Below are 26,371 nucleotides of genomic sequence, written 5' to 3' on the forward strand. Positions count from 1 at the left end.
AAGACAAACTCATTTGACCTGAGTTTGTCTTTTTTCATTTATTTTGTTTTCGGGACGACTTTGAAAACAGACATCCGCTCTTCATCAATTTCTTCCTCTAATATCTGCTGAATATCTGTTAATTGAATTTGCTCAAGCACTGGCACGACATCAAATAAGCTCATTTCTAAGAACGCATATCTAGTGAATTGATTGGCAATGTATTCTGGAGAGTTCATGGCTTTTAAAAAGCTGCCAATTTTTTTCTTGCGCGCGAGCTCAATTTTTTCTTCTGTGATCAGGCTCTTTGCTTGAAGGAGGGTTTCTTTTAATTCCTTTGCCAGTTGATCAGGATCGTTCGTATCCCCACCAACTGAAGTAAAACCAAAGCCGCCCTCTTCCGTATAATCGTAACTGAATGTCTCATCAATCAAGCCTTTTTCATACATCCGTTCATATTGTAAGGAACTTTTTCCAAACAGCGTCTCTAAAATCAGGTTCATCCCAAGCTCATGCTTGAGAAGCTGATTTCCTTTTTTATGCGGGTTTTTTGTTTTCAAACCGAACATACATTTAGAGCCTTGTACATTCATTTTCAGTTCGTATTCTTTTCGGTACACGCTTTCAGGCTCATTGATTTCTTTTCTCTTGATCTCTGGCTGGTCTGTAAACGGTTTTTTCGCTTGATTCGCTCTTACTTGATCTAATATTTGCTTCGGGTCAACAGGACCGACAACAAAAAGGAGCATATTGCTCGGGTGATAGAACGTTTCATAGCATTCATACAAATGGTCTTTTGTAATTGGAGCAATACTCTCTACTGTTCCAGCAATATCAATTCTCACCGGATGCTCTTGATAAAGATTTTCAATCAAACCAAAGAATAAACGCCAGTCCGGATTGTCATCATACATATTAATTTCTTGACCAATGATGCCCTTTTCTTTTTCGACCGTTTTTTCAGTAAAATAAGGTTCTTGCACAAAATCAATGAGTGTCTCAAGGTTTTGTTCGACATTTGCGGTACTTGAAAATAAGTAGGCCGTTCTCGTAAACGTGGTAAAAGCGTTTGCAGCTGCCCCTTGTTTACTAAATGTATGAAACACATCACCATCTTCTTTTTCAAACAACTTATGCTCTAAGAAATGGGCAATTCCGTCAGGCACCCTGATCATGTCTTCTTTGCCAAGCGGCACAAATTCGTTATCGACAGAGCCATACTTTGTTGTGAAGGTCGCGTATGTTTTATTAAACCCTTGCTTTGGCAGCACATAGACGTCTAGTCCGCTTTCCATTTTTTCATGATACACCGTCTCTTGCAGCTGATCGAATTGAATTGTTTTTACTGTCATGAAGCACCCTCCGTTCCTTTAAGAAAATAGGTCGTATCCCATTCGATTTTTTGACCTACTTTGATGATGTCTTCTTTTGTCACTCGGTCTAACGCTTCTAAAAAGGAATCAAGGGTCTCGCCCGTTGGCACGACTGCATGCTGATACAAATATTCCGCAGTGCCATAAGACGTATCAATCGTTTCCAGCAGCTGATTTTTGACGACTGCCTTTGTTTGATCAATCGCTTCTTCTGAAAAATCGCCTTTTTGCATCGCATCAAATTGTTCTTTAATGATGTCTACTGCCTGCTGGTAGTTACCGACTTCAATACCTGACATGACCATCATCAAGCCTTTAAAGCTCTCAAGTCTAGACACAGCGTAGTACGCAAGACTTTCTTTTTCCCGAACATTAATGAATAGCTTTGAATGCGAGAAGCCGCCGAAAATGCCATTAAACAAATGCAGCGCTGGATAATCTTCATCTGCAATCGTTGTATGCGTGCGAAAGCCAATATTCAGCTTTCCTTGTTTTACGTCTTCTTCATCAATGACTTCTTTTGGTTCTTTTTGTGACCTTGATGATTCGGTGTTTTGTTTGATCGGCTCTCTTTCAGTTGTTTTGAAGTATTGCGAGACCATTCGGTTGATGTCTTGTTCGTCAACATCCCCCACAACATAGAGATCAAGCTGATTTGATTGAAGTGCATGCTCGTAAGCTTCAAAGAGCGTGTTTGCTGTAATATTCTCGAGGTCTTCCATTTCACCATTGACGTGGAGTGCATATGGTTCACCTTTACACATTTCCTGCACAAGCCTTAAGTTCGAATAACGCATTTTGTCATCATACACTGCTTGAATTCGCTGTTTTAATGTACGTTTCTCTTGCTCTACATATAAATGACTAAACACCCCATCTTCAACGTGCGGATGAAATAATAGGTCAGATAGCAAGGCAATCCCTTTTTCTAGTAAAGGTGTTTGATCCTTTAAATATTTTTCATTCGCCATTTCAAGGCGGAATGTAATGATGTGATTCTCTCCTTTTTTCGCCATGTCAGCCGAAACTGTTGCTCCATAGAGCTCATCAAAATAAGCACGCAACTCTCCTGTTTTCGGCATTTTTTCTGTCCCTCTTAACAGCACATGGGGGAAAAGAGATCGCATGGTGACGTCATCTTTTGATAGAGGCGCAAGCATTTTAAAAAGGATTGTCACTGTTTTAAATTTTTCTGTTTTGACAATATGAGTATGAAGACCAGGTGTGTCCAATGTCTTCTCTTGTAAGTACGTCATGAGAAACCTCCTTTGTTCATCCTATTTATTATGTATTAGAACATAGCTGATATATACGTGAAACAGCCATTTAATAGTCATTATATCAATCAGAGGAAAGGATAGGAAATAAAAACGCCTCTGCTATAAGCAGAGACGCCGGTCGTTATTTCATTCTAAAAGGCCACCAATTCCATTTACCGAAAATACGAACCATGACCGGAATAAAGAGTGGAAGAACAACAAAAGCATATAATAATAATCCAATGAGTACGACCGTTGCAATTTCAACAAGTGATAGCACACCCGATGGCAGCATAGCGGCAAAGGTCCCTGCTAAAATGGCAACTGCTGAAATAATGACTGAGCCCATATTTCTCATCGCTGATATCATTGATGCTTGAACATGCTCTCCCTTCCATTCATTAAAACGATCCATAAGGAAGATCGAATAATCAATGCCGAGTGTGACAAGAATGACAAAGCTGAAAAATGGGACAGCCCAGCTGACACCGTCGTAGCCAAAGAATGTTTTAAATATCCATTCTGTTAAACCGATGGATGTAAAATACGTTAAAATAAGTGATAATGTTAAGTATATCGGCATGACGATTGACCGTAATAATAAAATTAAAATAAAGAAGATGCCAATTAACATGAAAATCACTGTTCTGATAAAGTCACCATCAGACGTTTCTTTTAAGTCAACATTTAAGCTTGAGATACCAGATACACCGTAATTGGCATTTTTCAGTCCACTTACAGGTAAATATTGATCAAGAGTGTCCTCGATTTTCGCTACACCTTTCATCGCTTCATTGCTGTATGGATTCACGTTTAAAATGACTTCAAAGGTGGTTAATTTACGATCTGGAGACATATACGTATCAAATATTCTCTTAAACTCTTGGCGTTTTAATACTTCTTTTGGGATAAACCAGCCCGTTATTTCTTCATCTGGCGCTTGCTGAAGCTGCTTTAAGTAGCTGTCAGCCTCAGTGAAGCCGCTTTTGACTTGCTCAAGCCCTGAAATACTTTCATCTAAACCATCTGTTAATAATGTCATTTTTGATGATAGCTGGTTAAATCCTTTTTTGATGGCTTTTTGGCCATCTGTCAGCTGATCTGCACCATCTTCGATTTTAGGCATTTCTTTGATTAATTGTTTTTGCCCTTCATTTGTTTCATCCAGACCATTATAAATTTGATCCAGACCTGTCATAAGCGCTTGTACTTGACGCTTTACTTCTTTTTGCTTGCTTGATAAGGTTTCAATGACTTGATCTGCTTTCTTGATCTTTTGTTTAAAGGCAGATGCTTCATCTTCATATAAACTCATTTGATCTCCAGCTTGGTCAAGCATTCCTTTCGTGTCTTTGAATACTTTTTTGATTTCCTTATATTCATCCATATCTTTTACTTCTGGAAGCCGATTTTCAAGTGCTTCAAATGATAAATTCTCATAGGATTGTTTTACTTTTTTAATGGTTGTCATCAGCTGTTGATTCGATTTCGCGTGACGTTCCAGCGTACTCACAACTTGTTCAAGCTCTTGAATCATGGCTTCACTGCTGCGATATTGTTGTTCTAATTCTTTTTTCGCTTCTTTGATTTCACTACGAATGGTGCCTACTCCATCTTTACTGCGTCTGACCCCATCTTCTAAAGAAATCAGGGATTTCCTTACTTCTCCGATACCGCTTTTGATAGCTTTTGTACCATCAATCAGCTGGTCAATGCCTTTGGCAGATTCTTCAATTTTTGGTTTTTGTTTGAGAAGGGCTAGGTTTGTTTCGGACAAGCCATCAGAAATTTTCCCGATTCCTTCATGACCTTTGCCTAGCTCTCCTCCCAGTTCTTTCGCTTGAGAGGTGACGTAAAGCTGACTTAACCCGTCTCCAACAGGACGAGTGACACTGCGAACCGCTTTTACTTCCTCAATGTCATTTAATTTACGGGTCAGTTTTTCAATCGTGACAATCTTTTCTTGATTATCTAGTTCATTGTCACTTTCGACGAGCACATTCAGCGGCAACGCTTCACCAAAGCCAAATTGCTCTGATATCTTATTAAATGCAGACACTGACTCATACTTTGTCCCAATCTCATTTAAACTGTTATAAGAAAGGGTGCCGTCATACATCAGGATAGGCGGTACAGTGATAAGTGCGACTAAACCTAAGCTAATTAGCGGCCTTTTAAATGAAAAACGCCCAGCCCATTCCCACATCTTACTTTGCGGATGTCGAATGTTTTCTCGTTTAGATGGCCAGAAAAGGGATTTTCCAAAGACGGTCATAAAAAAAGGAACAATTGTGACAAGGGCAATTAGCAGGATGCCAACCCCTACGGCCACACTGACGGCTGACTGATACAATTGGAATTTAGCAAAACCAATACTTGAGAAGCCGACTAACACGGCTAAGCCGCTGAAAAATACCGTTTTCCCTGCACATTGATACGTGATGATAATCGCCTCTTTGACATCACGTCCTTGACCAATTTCCTCTTTAAAACGGCTTAAAAGCAATATACAATAATCCGTTCCTATACCGAACATAATGGCTACCATAAAAATCTGAGTAAAATTAGATAGAGGAAATTGCGTATATTCTACAAGAAAAGCCACAATACACCGACTAACGGCGTAAGAAATGCCAATCGTAATGAGCGGAACAACAGGTGCCAATATCGATCTGAATACAATTATTAAAATAAAGAAAATAAAAATCATCGTAATAAGTTCAGTTTTCTTCAGACCTTGTTGAGAGCTTTTAATAACATCTGCATCCACAAATTTTTGACCCGTCATTTCATATGAGACGCCGTAGGGCTTTAAAACTTCCTCAATTTGTTCTTTAATCTTCACAGCTTTTGTTTCGTAGTGGTCGAATTTGAATGGAACAAGAAGTGTACTTTTATCCTTTGATAAAAGTTGTTTTTGAATGTCCTTTTCTACATGGAAATACGAAGTAATTCCGTCAATGTGGAGTTCTGGGGCATGTGTCATGAGTGCAGCTAAAGCCTTTTTTAATTCCTGCTCTTTCGCAGGGAACAGATGTTGTTCGGAGAATACAATCACACCAGTATCTTTTTTCCCGTTATGATCTGATAGCTTATCCAATAAGTGAAGTGCTTCAGCTGTTGGTGTCCCCTCCGGAACCTTTAATTGACCTTTTTCTCTTGTTAATTCCTCTAAATCGGGCGCAGTAATAAACAGAATAACAGCTGTTATCATCCACACCACTAATACAATCCATCTTGCTTTAATAATTTGCAACATAGCTGCTTCAAGCTCCTTCTAGTTCATCAATCAATTTGCTGTATTTGAGCGTGTCTGAAGTGCTGGCTTCGTCTCCTTCAACGTGCTAATGGCAGGATGACCTATTCAATTGTCCGTTCGTGTTGAAGAAACACATATCCATCATCAGCCACGAGCTCAATTTCTGCCTAAAGAACGGCAGAAAATGAATATTTTTTACACCTCCTATTTGGGATAATTTAAAAGATATTACTATACATTAGTTTAACTATCAAAATTTTACATGTCAATTTATAAAAAAGAAAAAAGATGGCAAAATACCATCTTTTTCTATGTTTAAACCGTTTTCAATTGTTCACTTTCATCCTTTTCATCTGGCTGGATGAAAAAGAGCACTAAAAATAATGAAATGAGACTGCATATGGTCGAGAGAATAAAAACGATTGAGTCTCCTTTATCCATGAGATAGGCATAAATCGGAGGTCCTAAAGCGACACCGATAAACCGCATACTGCTATAAAATGACGTAATGGTTCCGCACTGCTCTTTTTCAATTCCTTCTGTAATCAGAGCATCAAGCGCAGGAAGAACCATACCAATCCCCACTCCACCAATGCTTAAACAGATAAATAAGACATAAAAACTGTGATTCCACCATAAAAAAATATAGGAAATTGATAAAAGGGCCATACCTACGATTAGAAAGATTCTCATTTTCCCCTTTTCTTTTCCGATCGTTTTCCCAGCAATGTAGGAACTTATCGATAAAAAAAGGAGCGGGATACTAAGCAGCAGCCCTTTTTTGACCCCCTTTATTTGATACGCCACCTCTAGGTTATCGGATAAGTAAAAGAGCACACCAAAAAGAAGAAACATAATAAAACCGCCAATAGCAAAAATGGCATAAAGCCAGCGTCCCTCATGCTTAAAAATGGTCTTTGTTGATTTTAAAAATTCTTTAAATGTAGGCGGTTCCTCCTCTTTTTTCGCAGACTCAACCATAAACAGCACCATGAGAAAGCTTATGATCGAAAAGAACGGAATGAACCAAAATGGCACAAACCAAAACCATGAAGCAAGAAGTGCCCCAATAATAGGACTTAGTACCTTTCCAGCTGTATTAGAGGTTTCTATGGCGCCGAGGCCCGCACTTACCTCTTCATCATCATGAAACAAATCTCCTATAAACGGCATGACAACAGGTGCCGCTCCGGCTGAGCCAACACCTTGAAGGACTCTGCCAAACAGAATCCACATGTAGGGTTCTTTCATGATGGTTGAGGCAACAGCTGCCACAGCTCCCCCAAGTCCTGCAATTAAGAGGCACGGCAGGAGAACCTTTTTCCGCCCAATCCGGTCAGATAAATAACCAGCAATTGGTATACACAAGATCGCTACAACGGAGTATACCGTAATAATGAGTGAGACTTGAAAGGAAGTGATCGAGAGTTTCTTTTCTATCTCAGGCAATACTGGTATTAACATCGAGTTCCCAAGTGTCATGATTAGAGGCACTGATGATAATGCAATAATATTCTTTTTACTGACTGTATTCTCGCCCAACATCATTCACCCAATTCTATATACTGTTATGTATTAGGATGGCAAGTTTTACGGGTTTTATGTATGGACAAACAAAAAGCAACCGCCTATGGTAGCGACTGCTTTGTTAAAATCGTTTACGTATGACATGAAAGCTGAATTTATCCGCTCGAAAGTAATTGAGTGAGTATAAGACCGGCTGATCATCCTGATCATAGTGTATTTGTTTCAGTAAAAGTAACGCCGTTTCAGGATCACATTCTAGTATCGGTGAGACCTGATCGTGATAGCCAATCGGTTCGATGTCAGCAACTGCATATTTAATCCCGCTGTGTGGTTCTCTTCCAAACAGCTCAAAAAGTGACTCTTCTTCATGAGTAAAAGAAGCAGGGAGATGCTTGACCGGAATCTTATCTAAACAATAGACGACTGGCTGTCCATCTGCCGTTCGAACCCGTTCCATTGAAAAAATCTCATCAGATTCATCACACTGAAAACGAATGACATCATTCTCTGTTGGCTCCCCTTCTTGCGAAGATAAAAAGATGGTACCTGGCGTCATATTGACCTGCTCAATCATTTTCGTGACACTTGTCAGCTGTTCAATACCTGTTGAGAAGAGAGGTCTTGAGTTGACGAAAGTTCCCACACCATGCCTTCTAATTAAATACTTCTCTTCTTCTAATATACGAAGGGCCTCACGCAGTGTCGCTCTGCTCACACCTAAAAGCTTTGAGAGCTCAAACTCTGAAGGCAGCTTTTCTTTTTCGGCATATACGCCTGTTTGAATATCTTCTTTAATACGGTCAATCACTTTCAAATATAAATGGCGATTGTCTGTTTTGGTCGACATGTTTTCCCTCCGTCTAATCAATGCAAATGATAAGATGAGAAATCTCTATTCCGAGATAAGATGAACATAACTATATCATGTTTTTGTAAATAAATAAATAGTCTGACATTCAGTTAACATAATCATTATATTGTTGACTTTATTTTAGGAAAGCTCTCTTCGATTTATGAAGAGAGCTCGTCATATTGTTCTTTTGAGAGTAGAACTTCTCTCGGTTTACTTCCTTCATATGGGCCTACAACCCCTCGCTCTTCCATTGCGTCAATCAGACGTGCGGCTCGTGTATAACCGATGCGGAATCTTCTTTGAAGCATAGAGACAGAAGCTGTCTGCATGCCGATAATCAGTTCAACTGCTTCATCATATAAATCGTCATCCACAGACGCAAGCTGATCCTGAGGTTCTTCACTTGGTATCATTTCTTCTTGATATTGCGCTTTTTGCTGTGTGATGACATGATCAACGACATGTTCCACTTCTTCATCGGATAAAAATGCGCCTTGCACACGGACCGGCTTATTTGCTCCAACAGGTAAAAATAGCATATCCCCTCTGCCGAGCAGTTTCTCTGCGCCTCCCATATCAAGGATGGTCCTAGAATCTGTTTGGGAGGAGACACTAAAGGCGATACGGGATGGGATGTTGGCTTTAATGACACCTGTAATGACATCGACAGAAGGTCTTTGTGTTGCGATAATTAAATGAATACCTGCAGCACGAGCCATTTGGGAAAGTCTTGTAATGGAATCTTCCACATCAGAAGAAGCAACCATCATTAAATCTGCAAGCTCGTCTACAATGACGACAATATAAGGAAGTTCTGGCTGCTTTGCCTCTTCTGATTGATTCATTCGTTTAATGTAATCATTGTATCCTTCAATATTTCTTGTCCCTGTATGAGAAAACAATTCATAGCGGCGCTCCATTTCACTGACTACTTTTTTGAGTGCCTGTGAGGCTTTCTTTGGATCCGTTACAACTGGAGCTAAAAGATGCGGGATGCCGTTATAGACATTTAGCTCTACCATTTTCGGGTCAATCATCATCATCTTCACTTCATGAGGTTTCGCTCTCATGAGAATACTTGTGATAATGCCATTGATACATACACTTTTTCCACTTCCGGTTGATCCTGCTACAAGCAAATGGGGCATTTTATTCATTTCAGCGAGCACGGCTTCACCGGAAATATTTCGGCCAAGTCCAATGAGCAGTTTTGCATTTGGACGGTCATTTTGCTTCGATTCTAAGACCTCTTTTAAAGAAACCATGGCAATTTCTGCATTAGGAACTTCAATCCCGATGGCTGATTTTCCAGGAATCGGCGCTTCAATTCGAATGTCTTTTGCTGCCAAGGCAAGAGCTAAATCATCACTTAAGTTGACAATCTTACTTACCTTGACACCGACATCTGGGTATACTTCATATTTGGTCACGGCCGGCCCTAAATGAACCTGAGTGACTTTCGCCTTTACACCAAAGCTTTGAAACGTTTTTTCAAGCTTCCTTGCATTTTCGTATATATTTTTCTTATCTGTTTGCTGACCTGAATGCTGCGGCTCTGCCAAAATATCAAGAGACGGCAATTCGTAATCTTTGTTTTCAAGTTCGGTAAATGTCATAGGCGGCACTTCTTTTGGTTCATCAGCCATATCTTGAGATGATGCACTTTGCACGGGCTTTTGAAGCGGTTCTGATTCTTTTATTACCTGCTCTTTTTGAACCGGCGGGGTGAGAATGTCATCCCTGTCTGCAAAGCTTGAAATAATGGGCTGACTATTGTCAGAAGCCGGTGTTTCCTCCTCGATCAAGATATGATCATCTTCGTCATCCTCTTGAATGCGTGAACGTTTTTTCTTTTCACCTATTTTCTGAGAGGGTGCGCTCTTTTTCGCCTGCCTGATCCCCTTCATATCTTGAACAAACGCCTTCCACTGCCTCACCATAAATTGTGATACAGGGAGTGTCACTTTTTTGACCATTTCTTGCAGTGATCGATTTGTGATCAGAACAATACCAATCAGCATGAGAACAATCGCCATGATTTGAGAGCCTGCTTGTGCAAATAAGAAATACGAAGCAGCAAATAATACGGCGCCGATCATGCCGCCTCCTAAATCAGGCGACCCAGTCTCACCTTTCATGTCCATTAAGAAAAGCTCAAACGTATTTCTGATCACACTTTGAGAGCCTATGACGCCTGCAGATGACAGGTGCTGAAAAAGCTTCACATGTGACAACAGCAAGATGCTCGCAATGATGCAGTATAGACCTGCTTTTCTTCTTGTCAACATATCTGGAATTTGTTTTTTCCAAAAGATCGTCACACCAAAAAGAAATAATCCGATAAGGCAGAGAATAAACCATTCACCTGCAAAGAATCGGAATAGATGTACAAAGGTTTGTCCAACAACACCTAGCTGTAAAATGGCAATGATCGCTATGGCAATACAGACTAACCCATTTAATTCATATTTCAGTTTTAGCTGTTTATTTTGTTTTTTTCTCGTTTTACGTTTCCTCTTTTTAGCCATACTCATCACCTTACTACGAAAGAAAATATAACCTACCGAAAGATCAGAAAGAAAGCAGCCTGGTTTTGGCTGCATCTTGTTGTAAGTTTTCCCTTTATTATAGCATAGAATCATTCATATGAGTCGGTTTGATTGGTACCTAAATGTAACTTCAATCGCTTGCCTGGTGCAAGCTCTTGATTCAAAAAGTCCATTGGATTGGTGCTCATCACTTGGACAATTTCTGCTTCATCTTCTTTCATTTCAACCATCACTGGCACGCCTTGAATGTTTACCTGCTGCAGTTTGCGGTCTCCTTGTTCCTCAGCGTAAATGGCTTCATAGGGCATAGGTGTATATAAAATCATTGGATCAGCCCCTCATTTTGAGATGCCCTGTCTCCAATGAGCTCGTTCAACTTTTTAATCGCTTGTCCTACGCCGCCTACTTCATTCATGAGTCCGTATTCTGCTGCCTCATGACCAACGACATTTGTTCCAATGTCTCTTGTCAAATTGCCTTTTGAGAACATCAGCTCTTTAAACTTTTCTTCTGTAATGTCTGAATGACTCGTGACAAAGTTAATAACCCTGTCCTGCATTTTATCTAAGTATTCAAAGGTTTGCGGGACACCAATCACAAGACCGGTTAAACGCACAGGATGAATGGTCATAGTGGCTGTTTCTGCAATATACGAATAGTCACACGATACAGCGATTGGGACACCAATTGAGTGGCCGCCGCCGAGCACAATCGATACAGTCGGTTTCGATAATGACGCCAGCATTTCCGCAATGGCTAGACCTGCTTCTACATCGCCGCCCACTGTGTTTAAGATAATTAAAAGCCCTTCGATTTTTGGGTTTTGTTCAACTGCTACAATTTGCGGAATGACATGTTCGTATTTGGTTGTTTTATTTTGTGGCGGAAGCTGCATGTGACCTTCAATTTGTCCAATAATGGTGAGGCAATGTATATTTGTATCCTGTGGCAACTGTGGCACTGCTGTTTCACCAAGCTGTTGTATTTTGCTCATAATGCTATCTTTTTCTTCTGGCTTTCGCTCAGACTGCTGTTCATTCTTTTCGTCCATTTGTCTCCATCCTTTCCTAAAAACTCTCCTCCTATTATGGACAAGAGGGTCGTATTCCATCCGCTTTCCTAGCGCCACATCAAAAAAGCCCAAAGAGCTTATGCTCCTTGGGCTTTCTCATCACACTTCCATAATAATTGGAATGATCATCGGCTTACGTTTTGTTTTTTCATATAGGAATTGATTTAATACATCGCGCATGGATTGTTTCAATGTTGACCATTCAACAATAGAATTTTCCGTTTGCTCTTTGACAATTCCTTTTACCATCTCTGTTGCTTTCACAATCAGCTCTTCGGATTCTCTTACATAAACAAATCCTCTTGTGATGATTTCAGGTCCAGAAATTAATTGTTTCTTTTGTTTGTCGAGCGTAATGACCACAATTAAGATTCCATCTTGAGACAATAGGCGTCTATCGCGTAAAACAATGTTACCGATATCTCCAACGCCAAGACCATCAATCAAAATGTTACCTTGGTGAACTTTTTCACCGATCTTTACGTTCTGTCCTCTGAATTCAACAACATCCCCTTTATCAATCAAGAAAATGTCGCTACGTTTCATTCCCACTTCTTCAGCAATACGAGAATGTGCTTTTTGCATACGATATTCACCATTCACCGGAATTAAATACGTCGGCTTTAGTAAGTTCAGCATCAGTTTTAATTCTTCTTGACAGCCATGTCCAGATACATGTACGCGCTTTTGAGCAAAAATGACCTGTGCTCCGCTTCTTGTGAGGAAATCAACTGTTTTTGAATACGTCAGTTCTTGTCCTGGAAGAGGTGTAGACGCAATCACAACAGTGTCACCTTTTTCAATATGAAGCTGTTTGTGATTTTGTTTGGCCATTTTTGTTAAAGCAGCAAGAGGCTCACCATGGCTTCCAGCAGTCAGGATGACCACATCGTTTTTCGCCATTTTCTTCACTTCTTGTACTGGCACAAATAATTCTTCGTCTGCTGTGACGTAACCGAGCTTGATTGCCAGCTGAAGAGTTGTCATCATATTCTTTCCTGCTACTGCAAGCTTACGCCCATTTTGAATGGTTGCATTAATGATCTGCTGTACACGGTTAATATTTGATGAAGATACAGCGACTATCACACGATTCTCAGCATTGTACATCGCATTTGAGATTTCGTCTTGGACGATTGCCTCAGATGGTGTATAGCCTGGTTTTTCAGCATTCACACTATCTGAAAGAAGGGCTAAAACGCCATTGTTTCCGATTTTCGCAATCTCTCCGATGTCACAGGCTTGGTTAAGCGCTGGGGTTTGATCAAATTTAAAATCACCTGTGCATACAATTGAACCAAGAGAGGTTTTGAAGCTGATCCCGACTGAATCAGGAATACTATGATTCGTTCTAAAGAATGATACTTTTGTTGTTTCAAATGTAATAACCGATTTCGCATGTACTTCGCGCAAATCAGCTTTTTGGTTGAAGCCATATTGCTTTAATTTCTCCCGAAGTAACGCAAGGGTCAGCTTCGTTCCGTAGACTGGTACAGACAATTTACTCAAGCAATGGAATACGCCTCCGATTGCCTCATCATGTCCGTGGGTAAGAAAAATTGCTTTCACCCGATCAGCTCGTTCAGTTAAATAAGAGATATCAGGAATAACCACGTCAATGCCCAGCATTTCGTTTTCTGGATGCATTAAACCTGCATCTACAACATATATGTCTGAATCAATTTCAATGACATATAAGTTTTTCCCGATTTCTCCAACACCTCCCAGTGCAATAATTCTTACGTTCTCTGTATTTTTCTTTTTCAAAATTCTTATCCTCCTAGTCTCAAGCCCGTCCATCATCGCTTAATGCTATTATAACTGAATCTAATTTTAGAAAACAAGATGCAGTCACATTTTAAGATAGTGTTTATGTATAAAAAACGGTCATACTCAGGGACATCTGAGAATGACCGCTTACGAAATTTTTTGTTTTGATCAGCTATTTAATACGCTGCTCAAATCCAGTCTCTCTTCTTCTGACAAAGGCAAAAGAGGGAGACGAACAGATCCGACATCTAGACCTTTCAGTTGAAGGGCTGTTTTGACAGGCGTTGGATTTGGCGCTGTGAAAAGCTGTTTCATGATTGGAAGCAGCTTTTGATGGATCAATGCTGCATTGGCTGTTTGACCTGAAGCATAGCTTTTCAACATTTGCTGCATATCAAGTCCTACGATATGAGACGCCACAGAGACGACTCCCTTTGCACCAACAGCTACAGCAGGAAGTGTTAAGCTGTCGTCACCTGAATATACGTCGAAATCTTCTGGCGTCTCTGCAATGATTTTTGTCATGGCATCTAGATCGCCGCTTGCTTCTTTGATCGCGACAATGTTTGGTATTTGCGCAAGCTTAATCGTTGTTTCTGGTGCTAATGAAGCAGCCGTTCTTCCTGGTACATTGTAAAGCATGACAGGAAGAGATGTAGACTCGGCAATTGCTTTAAAGTGTGCATACATGCCTTCCTGTGATGGCTTGTTGTAGTAAGGTACGACAAGCATCACTGCATCAACGCCCGCTTCTTCTGCTTTTTTTGTTAGTTTGATAGACGCATTTGTATTATTACTGCCTGTTCCTGCAATGATTTTACAACGACCATTTGCTAATTTCACCGATTGCTGAAAAAGAGCGACCTTTTCTTCAGTCGATAAAGTTGGCGATTCGCCTGTTGTACCTGCAACGACTAAAGAGTCACTGCCGTTTTTTAACAAGTAATCAATGAGAATTGATAGCTTTTGGAAATCAATGTTGCCCTTTTTATCAAAAGGTGTAATCATAGCTGTTGCGATATTTCCGAAATTCATTTTTTTCACCTCATCATGATTCAATCACATTTATCTTGAAAGTTCAAACACTTCATGCAGGGCATTGACAGCCGCTCTCATGTTTTCTTCGTGCACGAGCACCCAAATGGTCGTATGACTGTCAGCTGATTGTAAAATCGGAATGTTTTGCTCTGATAGAGCCGAAACAATTTTAGATGTGACTCCTGGTACACCCATGATGCCTGCTCCAACAGCTGATACCTTCGCGCAATTGGTTGTCACAATCGGTGTATAGCCGAGGTCTTTTAATATCGACGTTGCCTTTTCAGTCATTGCACCTGTCACTGTATACACAATTTCACTCGGTGTAATGTTGAAGAAATCAACACTGATTTGTGCGTTTGCCATTGCTTTGAAAACCTCTGTTTGCACGCTGTATTGCCCTTCTTTTGCCGGGACTTTGATTTGCGTCACATCATTGACATGTGCAATACCCGTAATGAGGCGGTCATACACATCATGACTCATTTTATCTGAGTAGTGTGACGTCACAAGTGTACCCTCATCATCAGAGTATGTTGAGCGGACCCTCATTGGTACTTTTGCTTGCATGGCAATTTCAACAGCCCTTGGGTGAATGACTTTCGCCCCTTGGTATGCGAGGTTGCAAATTTCAGTATATGTCACGACTCTCAGCGGTTTTGCATTTTTTACAATGCGGGGATCTGCTGTCATCACCCCTTCTACATCTGTAAAAATATCGATAAAATCTGCTTGCAATGCAGCGCCTAACGCAGCAGCTGACGTATCACTGCCACCTCGTCCAATCGTTGTCACGTCTCCATTTTTTGCAGCTCCCTGGAAACCAGCGACAACAACCACATCATGCTCAGAAAGTGCCGCCTCAAGGCGTTCACACTTCATGTCAATAATTTTCGCATTTGTATGTTCTTTATCCGTCACAAAGCCTGCCTGTGATCCAGTCATCGCAACAGCCTTTAGCCCGTTTTCATTCAGCATACTTGAAAACACAACAGCTGATATATTTTCGCCGCAAGAAACGAGTAAATCTTTTTCTCGATTCGTCATATGCTGGGCGCTGCCATAAAGCAGTCCAAGCAGCGTATCTGTTGCATAAGGATCGCCTTTTCGTCCCATTGCCGATACGACAACAACCGATTTATAGCCTTTCTCTTTTGCAGATAAGATATGTGCAAGTGCCCGTTTTCTTCCTTGATCATCTTTGACAGATGTACCGCCAAATTTTTGGACAATTATTTTCACTGTTTTCACTCCAAGTTCATTCTGACGTAACAGAAGAGAGCAGGCGAAAGATGCCTAACTCTCTTCTGTTCGTCCTCATCATCCATTGAATGTTAAACTAATTTTAAAGCTTTTAAGCTTTCTGCAATTTGAACTGAATTCCATGCAGCGCCTTTCAGCAGGTTATCAGATACAATCCACAAATGGAAGCCATTTGGACGGTCCAAATCTTTCCGAATGCGGCCGACAAATACGTCATTTTTTCCAACAGCATCTGCAGGCATTGGATAAATTTGCTGAGACGGATCATCTTGCAACGTAATACCTGGTGCATCTTTTAGAATGGACTTGATGTCATCAACCGTTGCATCATTTGATTCTAGTTCAACGTAAACGGATTCTGAATGACCCGTTTCAATTGGAAGTCTCACACATGTTGCCGCTACTTCTAGCTCTGGCATATGCATAATTTTTTTCGTTTCGTTGATCATTTTCATTTCTTCGAATGTATAGCCATTGTCTTGGAATTTATCAATTTGTGGAATCGCATTAAATGCAATTTGATAAGGCATGACTTCTGGTGTTACATCTTCTTTATTTAAAATGGCTTGCGTCTGGCTGTATAGTTCGTCAATGGCTTCATGTCCTGCACCTGATACTGCCTGGTATGTGGACACAATGACTTTTTTCATTCCATACGCCTGACGAAGCGGTTCTAATGCCGCCACCATTTGAATCGTTGAACAGTTAGGGTTTGCAATGATCCCTTGATGGTCATGCAAATCTTTTTCGTTTACCTCTGGTACGACAAGAGGGATATTTTCGTCCATACGAAAAGCACTTGTGTTGTCTACAACAATCGCACCTCGTTTGACTGCTTCAGGAGCTAGCGCCTTGGAAACATTTCCTCCGGCACTGAATAGTGCAATGTTGACCCCTTCAAAGCTTTCAGGTGTTGCTTCTTGAACAGTATACGCTTGACCTCTGAATGTCACTTTTGTACCAGCAGAACGTTTTGAGGATAGTAGAGTAAGTGTATCCATTTCAAAATCTCTGTCAGCTAGTGTTTTTAACATTTGTTGACCGACAGCTCCAGTCGCTCCAACTACAGCTACATGCAATCCTCTTCCCATCAGTAAAACTCCTTCCGACCCATCCATGATTCTTTTCTTTCGGATGGCCATCCTATGACTTTTTACATTTTATTTTACCATAGAAAAGCAAGGCTTGAAGTATCTTTTTTGAATCTTTCATGATTTTCTAGTGAATCTATTATTCGTTTGGTCCAATTAAAATCGGTTGAATTTGTCTATGATGAAGCGCCTCTTCTACTGTTTGAGAAAGAAGGTTCATATTTGCTACCATAGAAGTCGGCTTTTTGAATGGATCATCTTGACCAAATGGAATAAAGAAAATGTTCTTTGTCGACATCAGCCTCATGAGATTTGTACCATTTAAGCCTAATGCATCGTTTGTCGAGATGCCTAGAACGACGGGACGATGATTTCGAATGGTTGCTTTTGCAGCCATTAAAACAGGGCTGTCTGTCATGGCATTTGCGAATTTCGCCATGGAATTTCCTGTTAAAGGAGCAATGACCATACAATCGAGTGGAAGCTTTGGTCCGAGCGGCTCTGCTTTGACGATTGAGTCAATCGCTTGAAACCCCGTCAGTTTCTCAATCCGCTCAATCCAGTCGGCTCCTTCTCCGAATCTCGTATTCGTGTTTTGCACCGTATACGACACCACAGGACGCACCTCTGCCCCTTCTTTCACAAGTGCCTCGATTTGTGGAAAAACGGCTTCATACGTACAGTGGGAACCTGTTAAACCAAAGCCGATTCTTTTTCCTTTTAATGTTGTCATGATTCCATCCCCCTCTTTTCCTCCGCAAGTTCACATAATAGCCCGGAAAGCACTTTTGCAATGATCTGCCCTGCTGTCTTTGGTGCAACAATCCCTGGAAGTCCTGGTGCAAGAAGCGCCTTCACTCCGTGCTTTTGTGCAAAGTCAAAGTCTGTTCCACCTGGGCGGGAGGCGATATCCAAAATGAGTGTCTTCGGTGTCATGCTGACGATGACAGACGAGTCTAATACAAGGCTTGGAATCGTATTAATGATGATATCAACATCTGTTACTTCTTCCTTTAATCGGTCCATTGAAAACGGGTCAAGTCCCATCTCAAAGGCTCGCGCTAAATGGGCTGTATCTGCAGCACCTACTTTCACATCCGCTCCTAGCGCCCGAAATGTGCGGGCAATGGTGAGCCCTGTTCTTCCAAGCCCGAGAACAGCCACATGTGATCCATGAATCGTATAGTCCGTTTGCTGAATGGCCATCATGATAATCCCTTCAACTGTTGGAATAGAGTTATATATGGCAATATCATCACGCTCAAACAGCTTCACAAGCTTCCGGTTCACCTGCTTTGCCAGATTGTCTAAGTACGTATTAGAAATACCTGAGTACAAGGTACAATGTGCAGGGGTTCTTTCTAAATATTCTGCTTCCAGCACAACCTGCTCATTTGAGAAAACTGTGGCAACGACGCCTTCATCTGTTGCACCTGATACCGGCAGAATCATACTGTCTACCTGTTCAAATGGAAGTTCTGACATTTTAAGCTTTTCAGCACCGATAAACCCATGATCCAGCTGATCAAATCCGACCAAAAACACTTTGGCATGCTGCTGTGACAGCTTGCGAATGATTTCAAGCTGCCTTGCATCTCCCCCGATCACCGCAACCGTTAAACCGCTCAACATACTGACCGTTCACCTTCTTTATTTAAAAAAGTCTGTAATATTTTCTGAATCTCCCTTTCAGCATATGAGGAGAGGATTCAGCCTGTGAACAAATCAGGGAGAGAAAAGAAAAAGAGCACCCTTTTATGATGGGTGCTCTTTCAAATTGTTGACAAAGGGCTAAAATGATCTTCATTTTAGCCCTTTGTCTTCTTTTCAGCGTGATAGAAAACCTTTGCAGTCTAGGAAGGACGAGTACTGGAGCGGAGCGAATTTGACATTCGTGAGCACCGGCACGCAGGACTGACACAGAATGCGAGGGTTTGTCTACACGCTGAGAGCCCCCTTTATGATGGGTGCTCTTTTTCCCCGTGCGGCTGAAGTTCTTCAGGCACATCGAGAATGATCATATCTGATCCTATTTTTTGAATGTGATTCCACGGAACGCGGATGTCATTTCCTTGTTTTCGAAAGCCGAACCACTTGACGGAAGGTATGATGAGTGCTGTAATCTGACCGTTCTGTTCATTTATTTCAAGGTCGGTTTGTCCCAGCACGCCAAGCCGCTCCGCTCTTTTGATATCGACGATCTCTTTTCCTGACAGCTCACTTAGCCTCAAAATGGCATCACTTCCCTTCCATATCATATATGCAGCAGAAAGGAGAAATAGACCGTCCTGCTCGTTACATGTCATGACTGATGCCAATTGCTATACCAAGTCGGCATCAGTTGATTAAAACGCTCATGGTCTGTCAGCATTCTATCCACTCGGTCAACCATGTCTTTTACATGTGCCGGGTCAAAGGTCAGCGTCCAAACAATAGACGAAAAAAAACTCATTGCTGTGTAGATGGAAAAAAGAAGCCAGAAATCGTCGTTTGTGGCCTGCGTACTCAAATAGTGATCCAATTGTCCAACTGAAAATGGAATGCTGTTCTCTCGACTAAATAAAGACAACTTATAAAAATCATGAATGGGGTCTCCCCAGTCGAATTGATCGAAATCAATCACGCCAGCATATTGATTGCCTTCTATGATGATATTCCCTAAATGAAAATCATCATGCTGGAACCGGTTAGGTCGCCCTTTGACCACATCAGCATGCGACTTGATAAAATCCAATACGAACTGATCATGGTTAAAGGTCACTCCACTTGATCGATAGGCATGTACATACCGTTCATGTTTCGCCATCACTCGCTCATCCCACGGCACTTCAAGAGAAGGCGCAGGATATGTATGCATGAGACTCAGCTCTCTGCCTGCCCGTCTCCCGATTTCATACTGCTCTTTGTTTGTGAGCAGATGGATGGATGCTCTGGCATTTTCTCCTTCGATAAAAGGGAGAATACGATAGGAACAGCTTTGTTCAACACTCATTCCGATCTCAATGACTTCAGAACAAAGAATTCCTCTTTCTTTCAACTTACGCAGAACTGACGCTTTTTTTCTTAAGCGGGGATACTCTTGTATGTCTGATAGCTTGAGCACCAGCTTTTCGCTAGATGACGTTGTGACCAAAAATATGCGGTCTCCCGAAAATCCAGATGTCATCGGCTGGAAGGAGATGGCTTGTTTCAGAAGCGGGGAGAGCTGTTTCAGTTGTTCATTTTTCATCAAAGCAGGACCCCTTTCTTCTTCATATACAATAAACGGCAGGCCTCATGAGAAGCCTGCCGTGTTGTTTACATTATGATGGCTGATCACCCGTTGGACTAATAAGCGAGAGCGCATAATCTTCTGTAAAGATTCGTTTAGATAGATTATTCACGCCGTCTAATGTGACGTGATTGATTTCATCAATAATTTCATCGAGCGTACGATGTTTGCCAAGGAGCAATTCATTTTTACCATTTCGGCTCATCTTGCTGTTTGTGCTTTCAAGACTGAGCATGAGGTTGCCTTTCATTTGCTCTTTAGAGTTTTCAAGTTCTTTCTGCGTAATTCCCTCACGTTTTAAGACGTCTAATGTTTGTAAGATGGTTTCAGAGAGCAGGTTTAACTGCTTTGCTCCAGTCCCGCCATAGATCGTCAGCATGCCATTATCTGCAAATGAACTGTGATAGCTGAATACAGAATAAGCAAGTCCTTTGTCTTCTCTTACATCTTGGAACAAACGGCTGCTCATGCTTCCGCCAAGAACATTATTTAAGACGATTAAGTCATAGATGCCTTTATCTCCAGCAGGAAGACCATTAAAGCCCATGCATAGATGCGCCTGTTCAGTTTCCTTTTTGCGAGTGAGCTTCTCATAATGGAATTGCGGAGCTTCTACAGGCTGCTTTTTCCCTTTTCCTTCATAAGAGCCGAACAATTTTTCGACCTCGCCAATGAAGGTATCATCTACATTCCCTGCAACTGAGATGACGACGCGATCCGGCGTGTAGAATTCATCCATATATGCTCTAAGGGAGTCACCATTAAAGGTAGAGAGTGTTTCCTCTGTTCCTAAAATCGGGTACCCTAATGAATGATCACCGTAAATGGCTTTGCTTAACAGATCGTGAACGATATCATCCGGTGTATCCTCATACATTTTGATTTCTTCATACACAACATTTTTTTCTTTTTTCAGCTCATTTTCATCAAAAGCGGAGTGAAAGAACATGTCGCTTAGTACATCGAGGGCGTAACCAGCATGTGAATCAAGCACCTTTGCATAGTAGCAAGTGTATTCTTTTGACGTAAAGGCATTCACTTGACCACCAATGCGGTCAAAAGATTCTGCGATATCACGTGCAGATCTCGTCTTTGTTCCTTTAAAGAACATATGCTCTAAAAAGTGTGAGATCCCGTTAATTTCTGGTGTCTCATGTCTAGAACCAGTTCCAATCCAGACGCCAATTGCGACAGATCTCACAGTGGGATTGTTTTCAAGTACAATTCTTACTCCATTTTGGCATGTATACGTTTTGACCAAGTTTTGCTCCTCCTATTCAACAAACAGATCGCATCACGGATGTCTTTTTTCACTTAGGAGGTCAGAAACCGTTCCTAATTCATATCCTCTTTCCTTGATTTGAGTGATAAGTGCGTCAAGACTTTTCGCCGTTGCATCTGTTGGGTGCATTAATATCATCGCCCCATTGTGAATTTTCCCAAGCACCCGTTTTTGTAAAATGTCTGGTGACGGTTTTTGCCAGTCGATGGTGTCTACCGTCCACATGATGGTTTCCATTCCTTCTTCTGCGGCAAGCTTTACTGTTTCTTCTTTAAAGCTACCGCTTGGAGGCGCAAACCACTTCGGTTTTTTTCCAAGGGATTCTTCAATTTGACGATTTGTTTTGGTAATCTGCTCTAATGCTCTTTCTCTTGTCAGTGTGCGCATATCCGGGTGATTATATGAATGATTTCCAATTTCATGACCATCTGCCACGATTTTTTTGGCAAGGTTTGTGCTCTTTTTCACCCATTTGCCTTCTAAGAAAAAGGTCGCCTTCACTTGATGCTTTTTTAGCGTATTCAACATCTTTGTTAAATGCTCGTCACCCCAAGCCACATTAATGAGGAATGCATTCATTTTTTTATCTGGATGCCCTTTATAAATGGGCTCAGCACCAAGTTCATGTAAATGAATAGATGGTTTTGTTTCATTAAAAACAAGCAGCTTTTCATCGAATGCCCCAAGTTTCTTCATTTTTTCATAAGAAGCATCGATATCAACAGTCTGTCCATTTAAACCAGGCATCTTTTTCCACACTTTATCAATCTTAGCATTTTGCGCCTTTACTTCATAGTCAGAAGACTTCGATTCAATCTCTTGATACAAAATATCTTTCGAAACAGATGCAACCTCAGCATGCTCTTTCATTGATTCAATATATGTGACAGCAGCCGGCTGCTTCATTGTTTGGTATGACACGAGCAGTAAAAATACAAACACAATGATTGGTATCGTTTTTTTCAATGGTTGTCCCTCCCCTTTACCACAAAATATGATGGGGAGAAACAAGCTAGAACTATTGTTACCCGCAAGAAAAGAAAGAAGCCTGGCACGAATACCTGGCTTCTAACACATTTTATTTGTTCTCACTTAAGACTGCTCTTCTTCTTTTTCCTTTTCTTCACGTAAGACAGCTTTGCGAGAGAGGTTCACTCGGCCTTGTTTATCGATTTCAGTGACTTTGACGAGTAATTCGTCGCCAAGCTTCACGACATCTTCTACTTTGCCAACACGCTCAAGCGCAAGCTCAGAAATATGAACAAGTCCATCTTTGCCACTGAAGATTTCAAGGAATGCACCGAATTTTTCAATGCGTTTTACTTTACCTAAGTAAAGTTGTCCCACTTCAACTTCTCTGACAAGATCTTCAATGATTTTCTTCGCTTTTTGGTTCATGTCTTCTTCTGTAGAAGAGATAAAGATTGTACCGTCTTGTTCGATATCGATTTTCACACCGGTATCTTCAATGATTTTATTGATTTGTTTACCGCTTGGTCCAATGACATCGCGAATTTTATCAGGATTGATCGTCATCGTTAGGATTTTTGGTGCATAACGTGACAATTCTCCTCTAGAAGCTGGAATCGTTGATAGCATGCTATCTAAAATTTCCATTCTTCCTTTTTTCGCTTGTTGAAGAGCTTCTTCTAAGATGTCTTTTGATAGACCATCAATTTTAATGTCCATTTGAAGCGCTGTTACACCTTTTGATGTACCTGCTACTTTAAAGTCCATATCTCCAAGTGCATCTTCCATTCCTTGAATGTCTGTCAGCACTGTGTAGTAATCACCAGATTTAACAAGTCCCATTGCAATCCCTGCAACTGGAGCTTTAATTGGAACACCTGCATCCATCATTGCAAGTGTGCTTGCGCAAATACTTGCTTGTGATGTAGATCCGTTTGATTCTAATACCTCTGAAACAAGGCGAACCGTATAAGGGAAATCTTTTTCGGATGGGATCACTGGTTCTAATGCACGTTCACCTAGCGCACCATGTCCGATCTCACGGCGACCTGGACCACGCATTGGGCCAGTCTCACCAACACTGAATTGAGGGAAGTTGTAATGGTGCATGAAGCGTTTAGATTCTTCAACACCTAGACCATCAAGAATCTGTACATCGCCAAGTGCACCTAATGTACAAATACTGAGCGCCTGTGTTTGCCCTCTCGTAAATAATCCTGAACCGTGCGTTCTTGGCAGAAGTCCTACTTCTGAAGAAAGTGGTCGGATTTGATCTACACCGCGTCCATCTGGACGTATTTTCTCTTCAGTGATCAAGCGGCGAACTTCGTTTTTGACAAGCTTATTTAGTACATCCTTCGCTTGTTTGATCGTCGCTTCGTCACGCTCTTCTTCTTCAAATTTCTCAACCACAGCTTTTTTCACAGCACTGATCGCATTTTCACGAGCATGCTTCTCATGTACTTGAATCGCTTTCAGTAGGTCAGCTTCAGCAAGTTCTTTTACTTCATCTGCTAACGTTTGATCCACTTCATATAGAGGAATATCGATTTTTTCTTTACCAACTGCTTTGACAATTTCTTCTTGGAATTCGATTAAGCGTTTGATCTCTTGATGACCGTACATGATGGCTTCAAGCATCGTTTCCTCTGGCACTTCATCTGCACCAGCCTCTACCATGTTGATCGCATCTTTTGTTCCAGCCACAACAAGGTTGATGTCACTTTGTTCAAGCTGATCAACATTTGGGTTGATGATCAGCTTTCCATCAACTCGTCCTACTGTAACGCCAGCGATTGGTCCCTCAAATGGAATGTCAGACACACATAATGCTAAAGATGAGCCAAACATTGCAGCCATTTCAGATGAACAATCTTGATCCACACTCATGACAATACTAATGACCTGTACTTCGTTTCTAAATCCATCTGCAAATAGTGGACGAATTGGTCTGTCAATTAAGCGGCTCGCAAGGATTGCCTTTTCACTTGGGCGTCCTTCTCTTTTAATGAAGCCACCAGGAATTTTACCTACTGCATATAATCTTTCTTCGTAGTTCACAGTGAGCGGGAAAAAATCAAGTGGTTTAGGTTCTTTAGAAGCGGTTGCTGAGCTAAGCACAGCCGTATCCCCGTAGCGTACGAGGACCGCTCCGTTTGCTTGCTTTGCAAGCTGGCCAGTTTCAACTGTCAGTTGACGTCCAGCCCAGTCTATGGTGAAGACATGTTTCTCTTGTCCCATTCTGAGAAAAACTCCTCTCTTGTCGTAAAATTTTAGGTTATTTCTTATTATGAACAAAATGATTTTCACATATCAATGTGAAAGCTGTATGTAGAAGGGTTTTGCCATTCTTTCAACATTTTAACCATAAAATATTAGTGATTATACGATAAAAAAGCGGGAATCCTCCCGCTTTTTACGATTATCGACGTAAGCCTAGTTTGTTAATTAACTCACGGTAACGAGTTACGTCTTTATTACGTAGATACGTAAGAAGATTACGACGTCTACCGACCATTTTCAAAAGACCGCGACGTGAGTGGTGATCTTTCTTATGAGTACGTAAATGCTCGTTTAAGTTGTTAATTGATTCTGTTAGGACAGCGATCTGAACTTCTGGAGATCCAGTATCAGATTCGTGTGTTTTGAACTCATTAATTAATTGAGTTTTACGCTCTTGAGTAATAGCCATCCTGTTTCACCTCCAAATCATGTTAGCCCCATCTACCTCGCAACCGTCGGTGAAGTCGGCCTGCCAAGTAAGTGGTTTTAAAGCTACAGGAATTATCATACTAAAAAAATGCTGAATTTGCAAATGGTAGAGCCGCTTTTCTATGATTTTTTTGTTTGGTTGAGCTGATCTTGAAAAAACTGAATCGCTTCTTCTTTATCTAGACTAATTTGAGCCGTTAATTCCTGGATTCCGTTAAATTTTTGTTCACTTCGGATACGCTTGTACCATTGTAATTTAATCGGTTCACCATAAATTTCTTCGCTAAAATCAAAGAGATTCACTTCGATGGCAGGCTGATCCGGACGCTTTTCATAGAATGTTGGTTTGTAGCCAACGTTACAAACGCCGTCATACACTTTGCCTTTCACTTCTGCTCTCACTGCATATACGCCGGTTGGCGGAATAATGTATTCGGCAGATAAACCGACATTGGCTGTTGGAAAGCCGATCGTTCGTCCGCGTTTGTCTCCATGGATGACAATGCCGCGCAGCTGATAAGGTTTTCCTAAAAGCTCACTCACATATTCAACGTCCCCATTTTTTAATGCGGAGCGTATGAGGGTAGAGCTGACTTTCCGGTCTTGATTGGACAGCTTAGGCACGATGGTTGCCGATATACGCCCTTTTCCGTATTCATCGAACGTCTCCATTGTGCCTGCACCAAACCGGCCAAACGTAAAATCAAAACCAGCTACTGCATGCTTCACATTCAGTTCGTCCAAATATTGATCTACAAACTCCTGAGGGGACAGCGCTGCAAAGCTTTCGCTGAATTGCACAATGTATAAATAGTCAGCGCCCAGCTTTTCAATGAAATCAATTTTATCCTCAAGCGGAGTAATTAAGTCTTTTGGTTCACGTGCTTTTTGCAGAACATGAGATGGATGCGGATGAAAGGTCATGACAGCTAAGGCCAATCCTTCTTTTTTCGCAATGCTTTTCGCTGCGTCAATCACCTTCTGATGTCCGAGGTGAACACCGTCAAAATACCCTAAAGCCATCACAGACGGGGCTTGATCCTTATGATTCAATGTATGTGGGTGTGAAATATGTATAGTCTTCACGAGATGGTCACCTTTTCT

General features: G+C 41.2%; 21 protein-coding genes. All 21 read right to left on the minus strand.

The features are described 5' to 3' along the window. Positions 1-38 precede the first annotated feature (38 nt). The gene (gene yfmH / locus C6W18_RS09615) at positions 39-1,331 is read right to left on the minus strand and encodes an EF-P 5-aminopentanol modification-associated protein YfmH (protein WP_105927456.1); all 1,293 of its coding nucleotides are present in this window, start codon (positions 1,329-1,331) and stop codon (positions 39-41) included. Next, positions 1,328-2,608 carry an EF-P 5-aminopentanol modification-associated protein YfmF gene (gene yfmF, locus C6W18_RS09620; protein WP_105927457.1) on the minus strand — a complete coding sequence of 427 codons (1,281 nt, stop codon included), beginning with the start codon at positions 2,606-2,608 and terminating at the stop codon, positions 1,328-1,330. Before yfmF ends, yfmH begins: the two co-directional genes overlap by 4 nt. A gap of 145 nt (positions 2,609-2,753) precedes the next feature. Then, entirely contained in the window at positions 2,754-5,870 is a 3,117-nt protein-coding gene (locus C6W18_RS09625) for an MMPL family transporter (RefSeq protein ID WP_105927458.1), read from the minus strand. 315 nt (positions 5,871-6,185) lie between these two features. Then, positions 6,186-7,415 carry a bacillibactin exporter BcbE gene (gene bcbE, locus C6W18_RS09630; RefSeq protein ID WP_189318091.1) on the minus strand — a complete coding sequence of 410 codons (1,230 nt, stop codon included), beginning with the start codon at positions 7,413-7,415 and terminating at the stop codon, positions 6,186-6,188. A 103-nt stretch (positions 7,416-7,518) separates the two neighbouring features. Next, positions 7,519-8,244: a GntR family transcriptional regulator gene (locus C6W18_RS09635; RefSeq protein ID WP_105927459.1), complete on the minus strand. Its 726-nt coding sequence runs from the start codon at positions 8,242-8,244 to the stop codon at positions 7,519-7,521. A gap of 164 nt (positions 8,245-8,408) precedes the next feature. After that, positions 8,409-10,778 (minus strand): FtsK/SpoIIIE family DNA translocase, encoded by a 2,370-nt coding sequence (locus C6W18_RS09640; protein WP_142392794.1) that lies wholly within the window; start codon positions 10,776-10,778, stop codon positions 8,409-8,411. 110 nt (positions 10,779-10,888) lie between these two features. Then, entirely contained in the window at positions 10,889-11,125 is a 237-nt protein-coding gene (locus tag C6W18_RS09645) for a YlzJ-like family protein (protein WP_105927460.1), read from the minus strand. Continuing rightward, positions 11,122-11,850 (minus strand): ClpP family protease, encoded by a 729-nt coding sequence (locus tag C6W18_RS09650; protein WP_105927461.1) that lies wholly within the window; start codon positions 11,848-11,850, stop codon positions 11,122-11,124. The genes C6W18_RS09645 and C6W18_RS09650 overlap by 4 nt, the downstream gene beginning before the upstream one ends. A 120-nt stretch (positions 11,851-11,970) precedes the next feature. Continuing rightward, on the minus strand, positions 11,971-13,638 hold the full coding sequence (gene rnjB / locus C6W18_RS09655) for a ribonuclease J2 (RefSeq protein WP_034317604.1): 1,668 nt from the start codon (positions 13,636-13,638) through the stop codon (positions 11,971-11,973). Positions 13,639-13,809: 171 nt separating this feature from the next. Next, entirely contained in the window at positions 13,810-14,676 is an 867-nt protein-coding gene (gene dapA / locus C6W18_RS09660; protein WP_034317608.1) for a 4-hydroxy-tetrahydrodipicolinate synthase, read from the minus strand. 30 nt (positions 14,677-14,706) lie between these two features. Then, positions 14,707-15,921, minus strand: coding sequence for an aspartate kinase (gene dapG / locus C6W18_RS09665; protein ID WP_105927462.1), 1,215 nt, complete (start codon positions 15,919-15,921; stop codon positions 14,707-14,709). A gap of 92 nt (positions 15,922-16,013) precedes the next feature. Then, entirely contained in the window at positions 16,014-17,033 is a 1,020-nt protein-coding gene (asd, locus tag C6W18_RS09670; protein ID WP_105927463.1) for an aspartate-semialdehyde dehydrogenase, read from the minus strand. Between the two features lie 139 nt (positions 17,034-17,172). Further along, positions 17,173-17,766, minus strand: a complete 594-nt coding sequence (dpaB, locus tag C6W18_RS09675; RefSeq protein WP_034317617.1) for a dipicolinate synthase subunit B — start codon at positions 17,764-17,766, stop codon at positions 17,173-17,175. Beyond that, on the minus strand, positions 17,763-18,665 hold the full coding sequence (dpaA, locus tag C6W18_RS09680; protein ID WP_034317620.1) for a dipicolinic acid synthetase subunit A: 903 nt from the start codon (positions 18,663-18,665) through the stop codon (positions 17,763-17,765). Before dpaA ends, dpaB begins: the two co-directional genes overlap by 4 nt. Before the next feature lie 326 nt (positions 18,666-18,991). Then, positions 18,992-19,264, minus strand: coding sequence for a YlmC/YmxH family sporulation protein (locus tag C6W18_RS09685; RefSeq protein ID WP_105927889.1), 273 nt, complete (start codon positions 19,262-19,264; stop codon positions 18,992-18,994). 71 nt (positions 19,265-19,335) lie between these two features. Next, a complete protein-coding gene (locus tag C6W18_RS09690) occupies positions 19,336-20,262 on the minus strand; it encodes an aminoglycoside phosphotransferase family protein (protein ID WP_105927464.1) in 927 nt (308 codons plus the stop codon). Between the two features lie 73 nt (positions 20,263-20,335). Beyond that, positions 20,336-21,565, minus strand: coding sequence for a M16 family metallopeptidase (locus C6W18_RS09695; protein WP_034317625.1), 1,230 nt, complete (start codon positions 21,563-21,565; stop codon positions 20,336-20,338). Between the two features lie 33 nt (positions 21,566-21,598). Next, positions 21,599-22,552: a polysaccharide deacetylase family protein gene (locus C6W18_RS09700; RefSeq protein WP_034317628.1), complete on the minus strand. Its 954-nt coding sequence runs from the start codon at positions 22,550-22,552 to the stop codon at positions 21,599-21,601. A 126-nt stretch (positions 22,553-22,678) separates the two neighbouring features. Continuing rightward, positions 22,679-24,796 carry a polyribonucleotide nucleotidyltransferase gene (pnp, locus tag C6W18_RS09705; protein WP_105927465.1) on the minus strand — a complete coding sequence of 706 codons (2,118 nt, stop codon included), beginning with the start codon at positions 24,794-24,796 and terminating at the stop codon, positions 22,679-22,681. A 181-nt stretch (positions 24,797-24,977) separates the two neighbouring features. Next, positions 24,978-25,247, minus strand: coding sequence for a 30S ribosomal protein S15 (gene rpsO / locus C6W18_RS09710; protein WP_008354438.1), 270 nt, complete (start codon positions 25,245-25,247; stop codon positions 24,978-24,980). 140 nt (positions 25,248-25,387) lie between these two features. Continuing rightward, the gene (gene ribF / locus C6W18_RS09715; protein WP_105927466.1) at positions 25,388-26,353 is read right to left on the minus strand and encodes a bifunctional riboflavin kinase/FAD synthetase; all 966 of its coding nucleotides are present in this window, start codon (positions 26,351-26,353) and stop codon (positions 25,388-25,390) included. Between the last annotated feature and the right edge of the window lie 18 nt (positions 26,354-26,371).

Source organism: Bacillus sp. LLTC93 (assembly GCF_002993125.1).
Lineage (GTDB): Bacteria > Bacillota > Bacilli > Bacillales > Bacillaceae > Bacillus > Bacillus zhangzhouensis.

What these genes read in the sequence shown, in the direction of transcription:
- bcbE (WP_189318091.1), bottom strand. Translation starts at nt 7,415, where the DNA reads ATGTTGGGCGAGAATACAGTCAGTAAAAAGAATATTATTGCATTATCA.
- C6W18_RS09635 (WP_105927459.1), bottom strand. Translation starts at nt 8,244, where the DNA reads ATGTCGACCAAAACAGACAATCGCCATTTATATTTGAAAGTGATTGAC.
- dapA (WP_034317608.1), bottom strand. Translation starts at nt 14,676, where the DNA reads ATGAATTTCGGAAATATCGCAACAGCTATGATTACACCTTTTGATAAA.
- yfmH (WP_105927456.1), bottom strand. Translation starts at nt 1,331, where the DNA reads ATGACAGTAAAAACAATTCAATTCGATCAGCTGCAAGAGACGGTGTAT.
- C6W18_RS09625 (WP_105927458.1), bottom strand. Translation starts at nt 5,870, where the DNA reads ATGTTGCAAATTATTAAAGCAAGATGGATTGTATTAGTGGTGTGGATG.
- dpaA (WP_034317620.1), bottom strand. Translation starts at nt 18,665, where the DNA reads ATGTTGAGCGGTTTAACGGTTGCGGTGATCGGGGGAGATGCAAGGCAG.
- yfmF (WP_105927457.1), bottom strand. Translation starts at nt 2,608, where the DNA reads ATGACGTACTTACAAGAGAAGACATTGGACACACCTGGTCTTCATACT.
- C6W18_RS09690 (WP_105927464.1), bottom strand. Translation starts at nt 20,262, where the DNA reads ATGAAAAATGAACAACTGAAACAGCTCTCCCCGCTTCTGAAACAAGCC.
- C6W18_RS09645 (WP_105927460.1), bottom strand. Translation starts at nt 11,125, where the DNA reads ATGATTTTATATACACCTATGCCCTATGAAGCCATTTACGCTGAGGAA.
- asd (WP_105927463.1), bottom strand. Translation starts at nt 17,033, where the DNA reads ATGGGAAGAGGATTGCATGTAGCTGTAGTTGGAGCGACTGGAGCTGTC.
- C6W18_RS09640 (WP_142392794.1), bottom strand. Translation starts at nt 10,778, where the DNA reads ATGGCTAAAAAGAGGAAACGTAAAACGAGAAAAAAACAAAATAAACAG.
- dpaB (WP_034317617.1), bottom strand. Translation starts at nt 17,766, where the DNA reads ATGACAACATTAAAAGGAAAAAGAATCGGCTTTGGTTTAACAGGTTCC.
- C6W18_RS09650 (WP_105927461.1), bottom strand. Translation starts at nt 11,850, where the DNA reads ATGGACGAAAAGAATGAACAGCAGTCTGAGCGAAAGCCAGAAGAAAAA.
- rpsO (WP_008354438.1), bottom strand. Translation starts at nt 25,247, where the DNA reads ATGGCTATTACTCAAGAGCGTAAAACTCAATTAATTAATGAGTTCAAA.
- pnp (WP_105927465.1), bottom strand. Translation starts at nt 24,796, where the DNA reads ATGGGACAAGAGAAACATGTCTTCACCATAGACTGGGCTGGACGTCAA.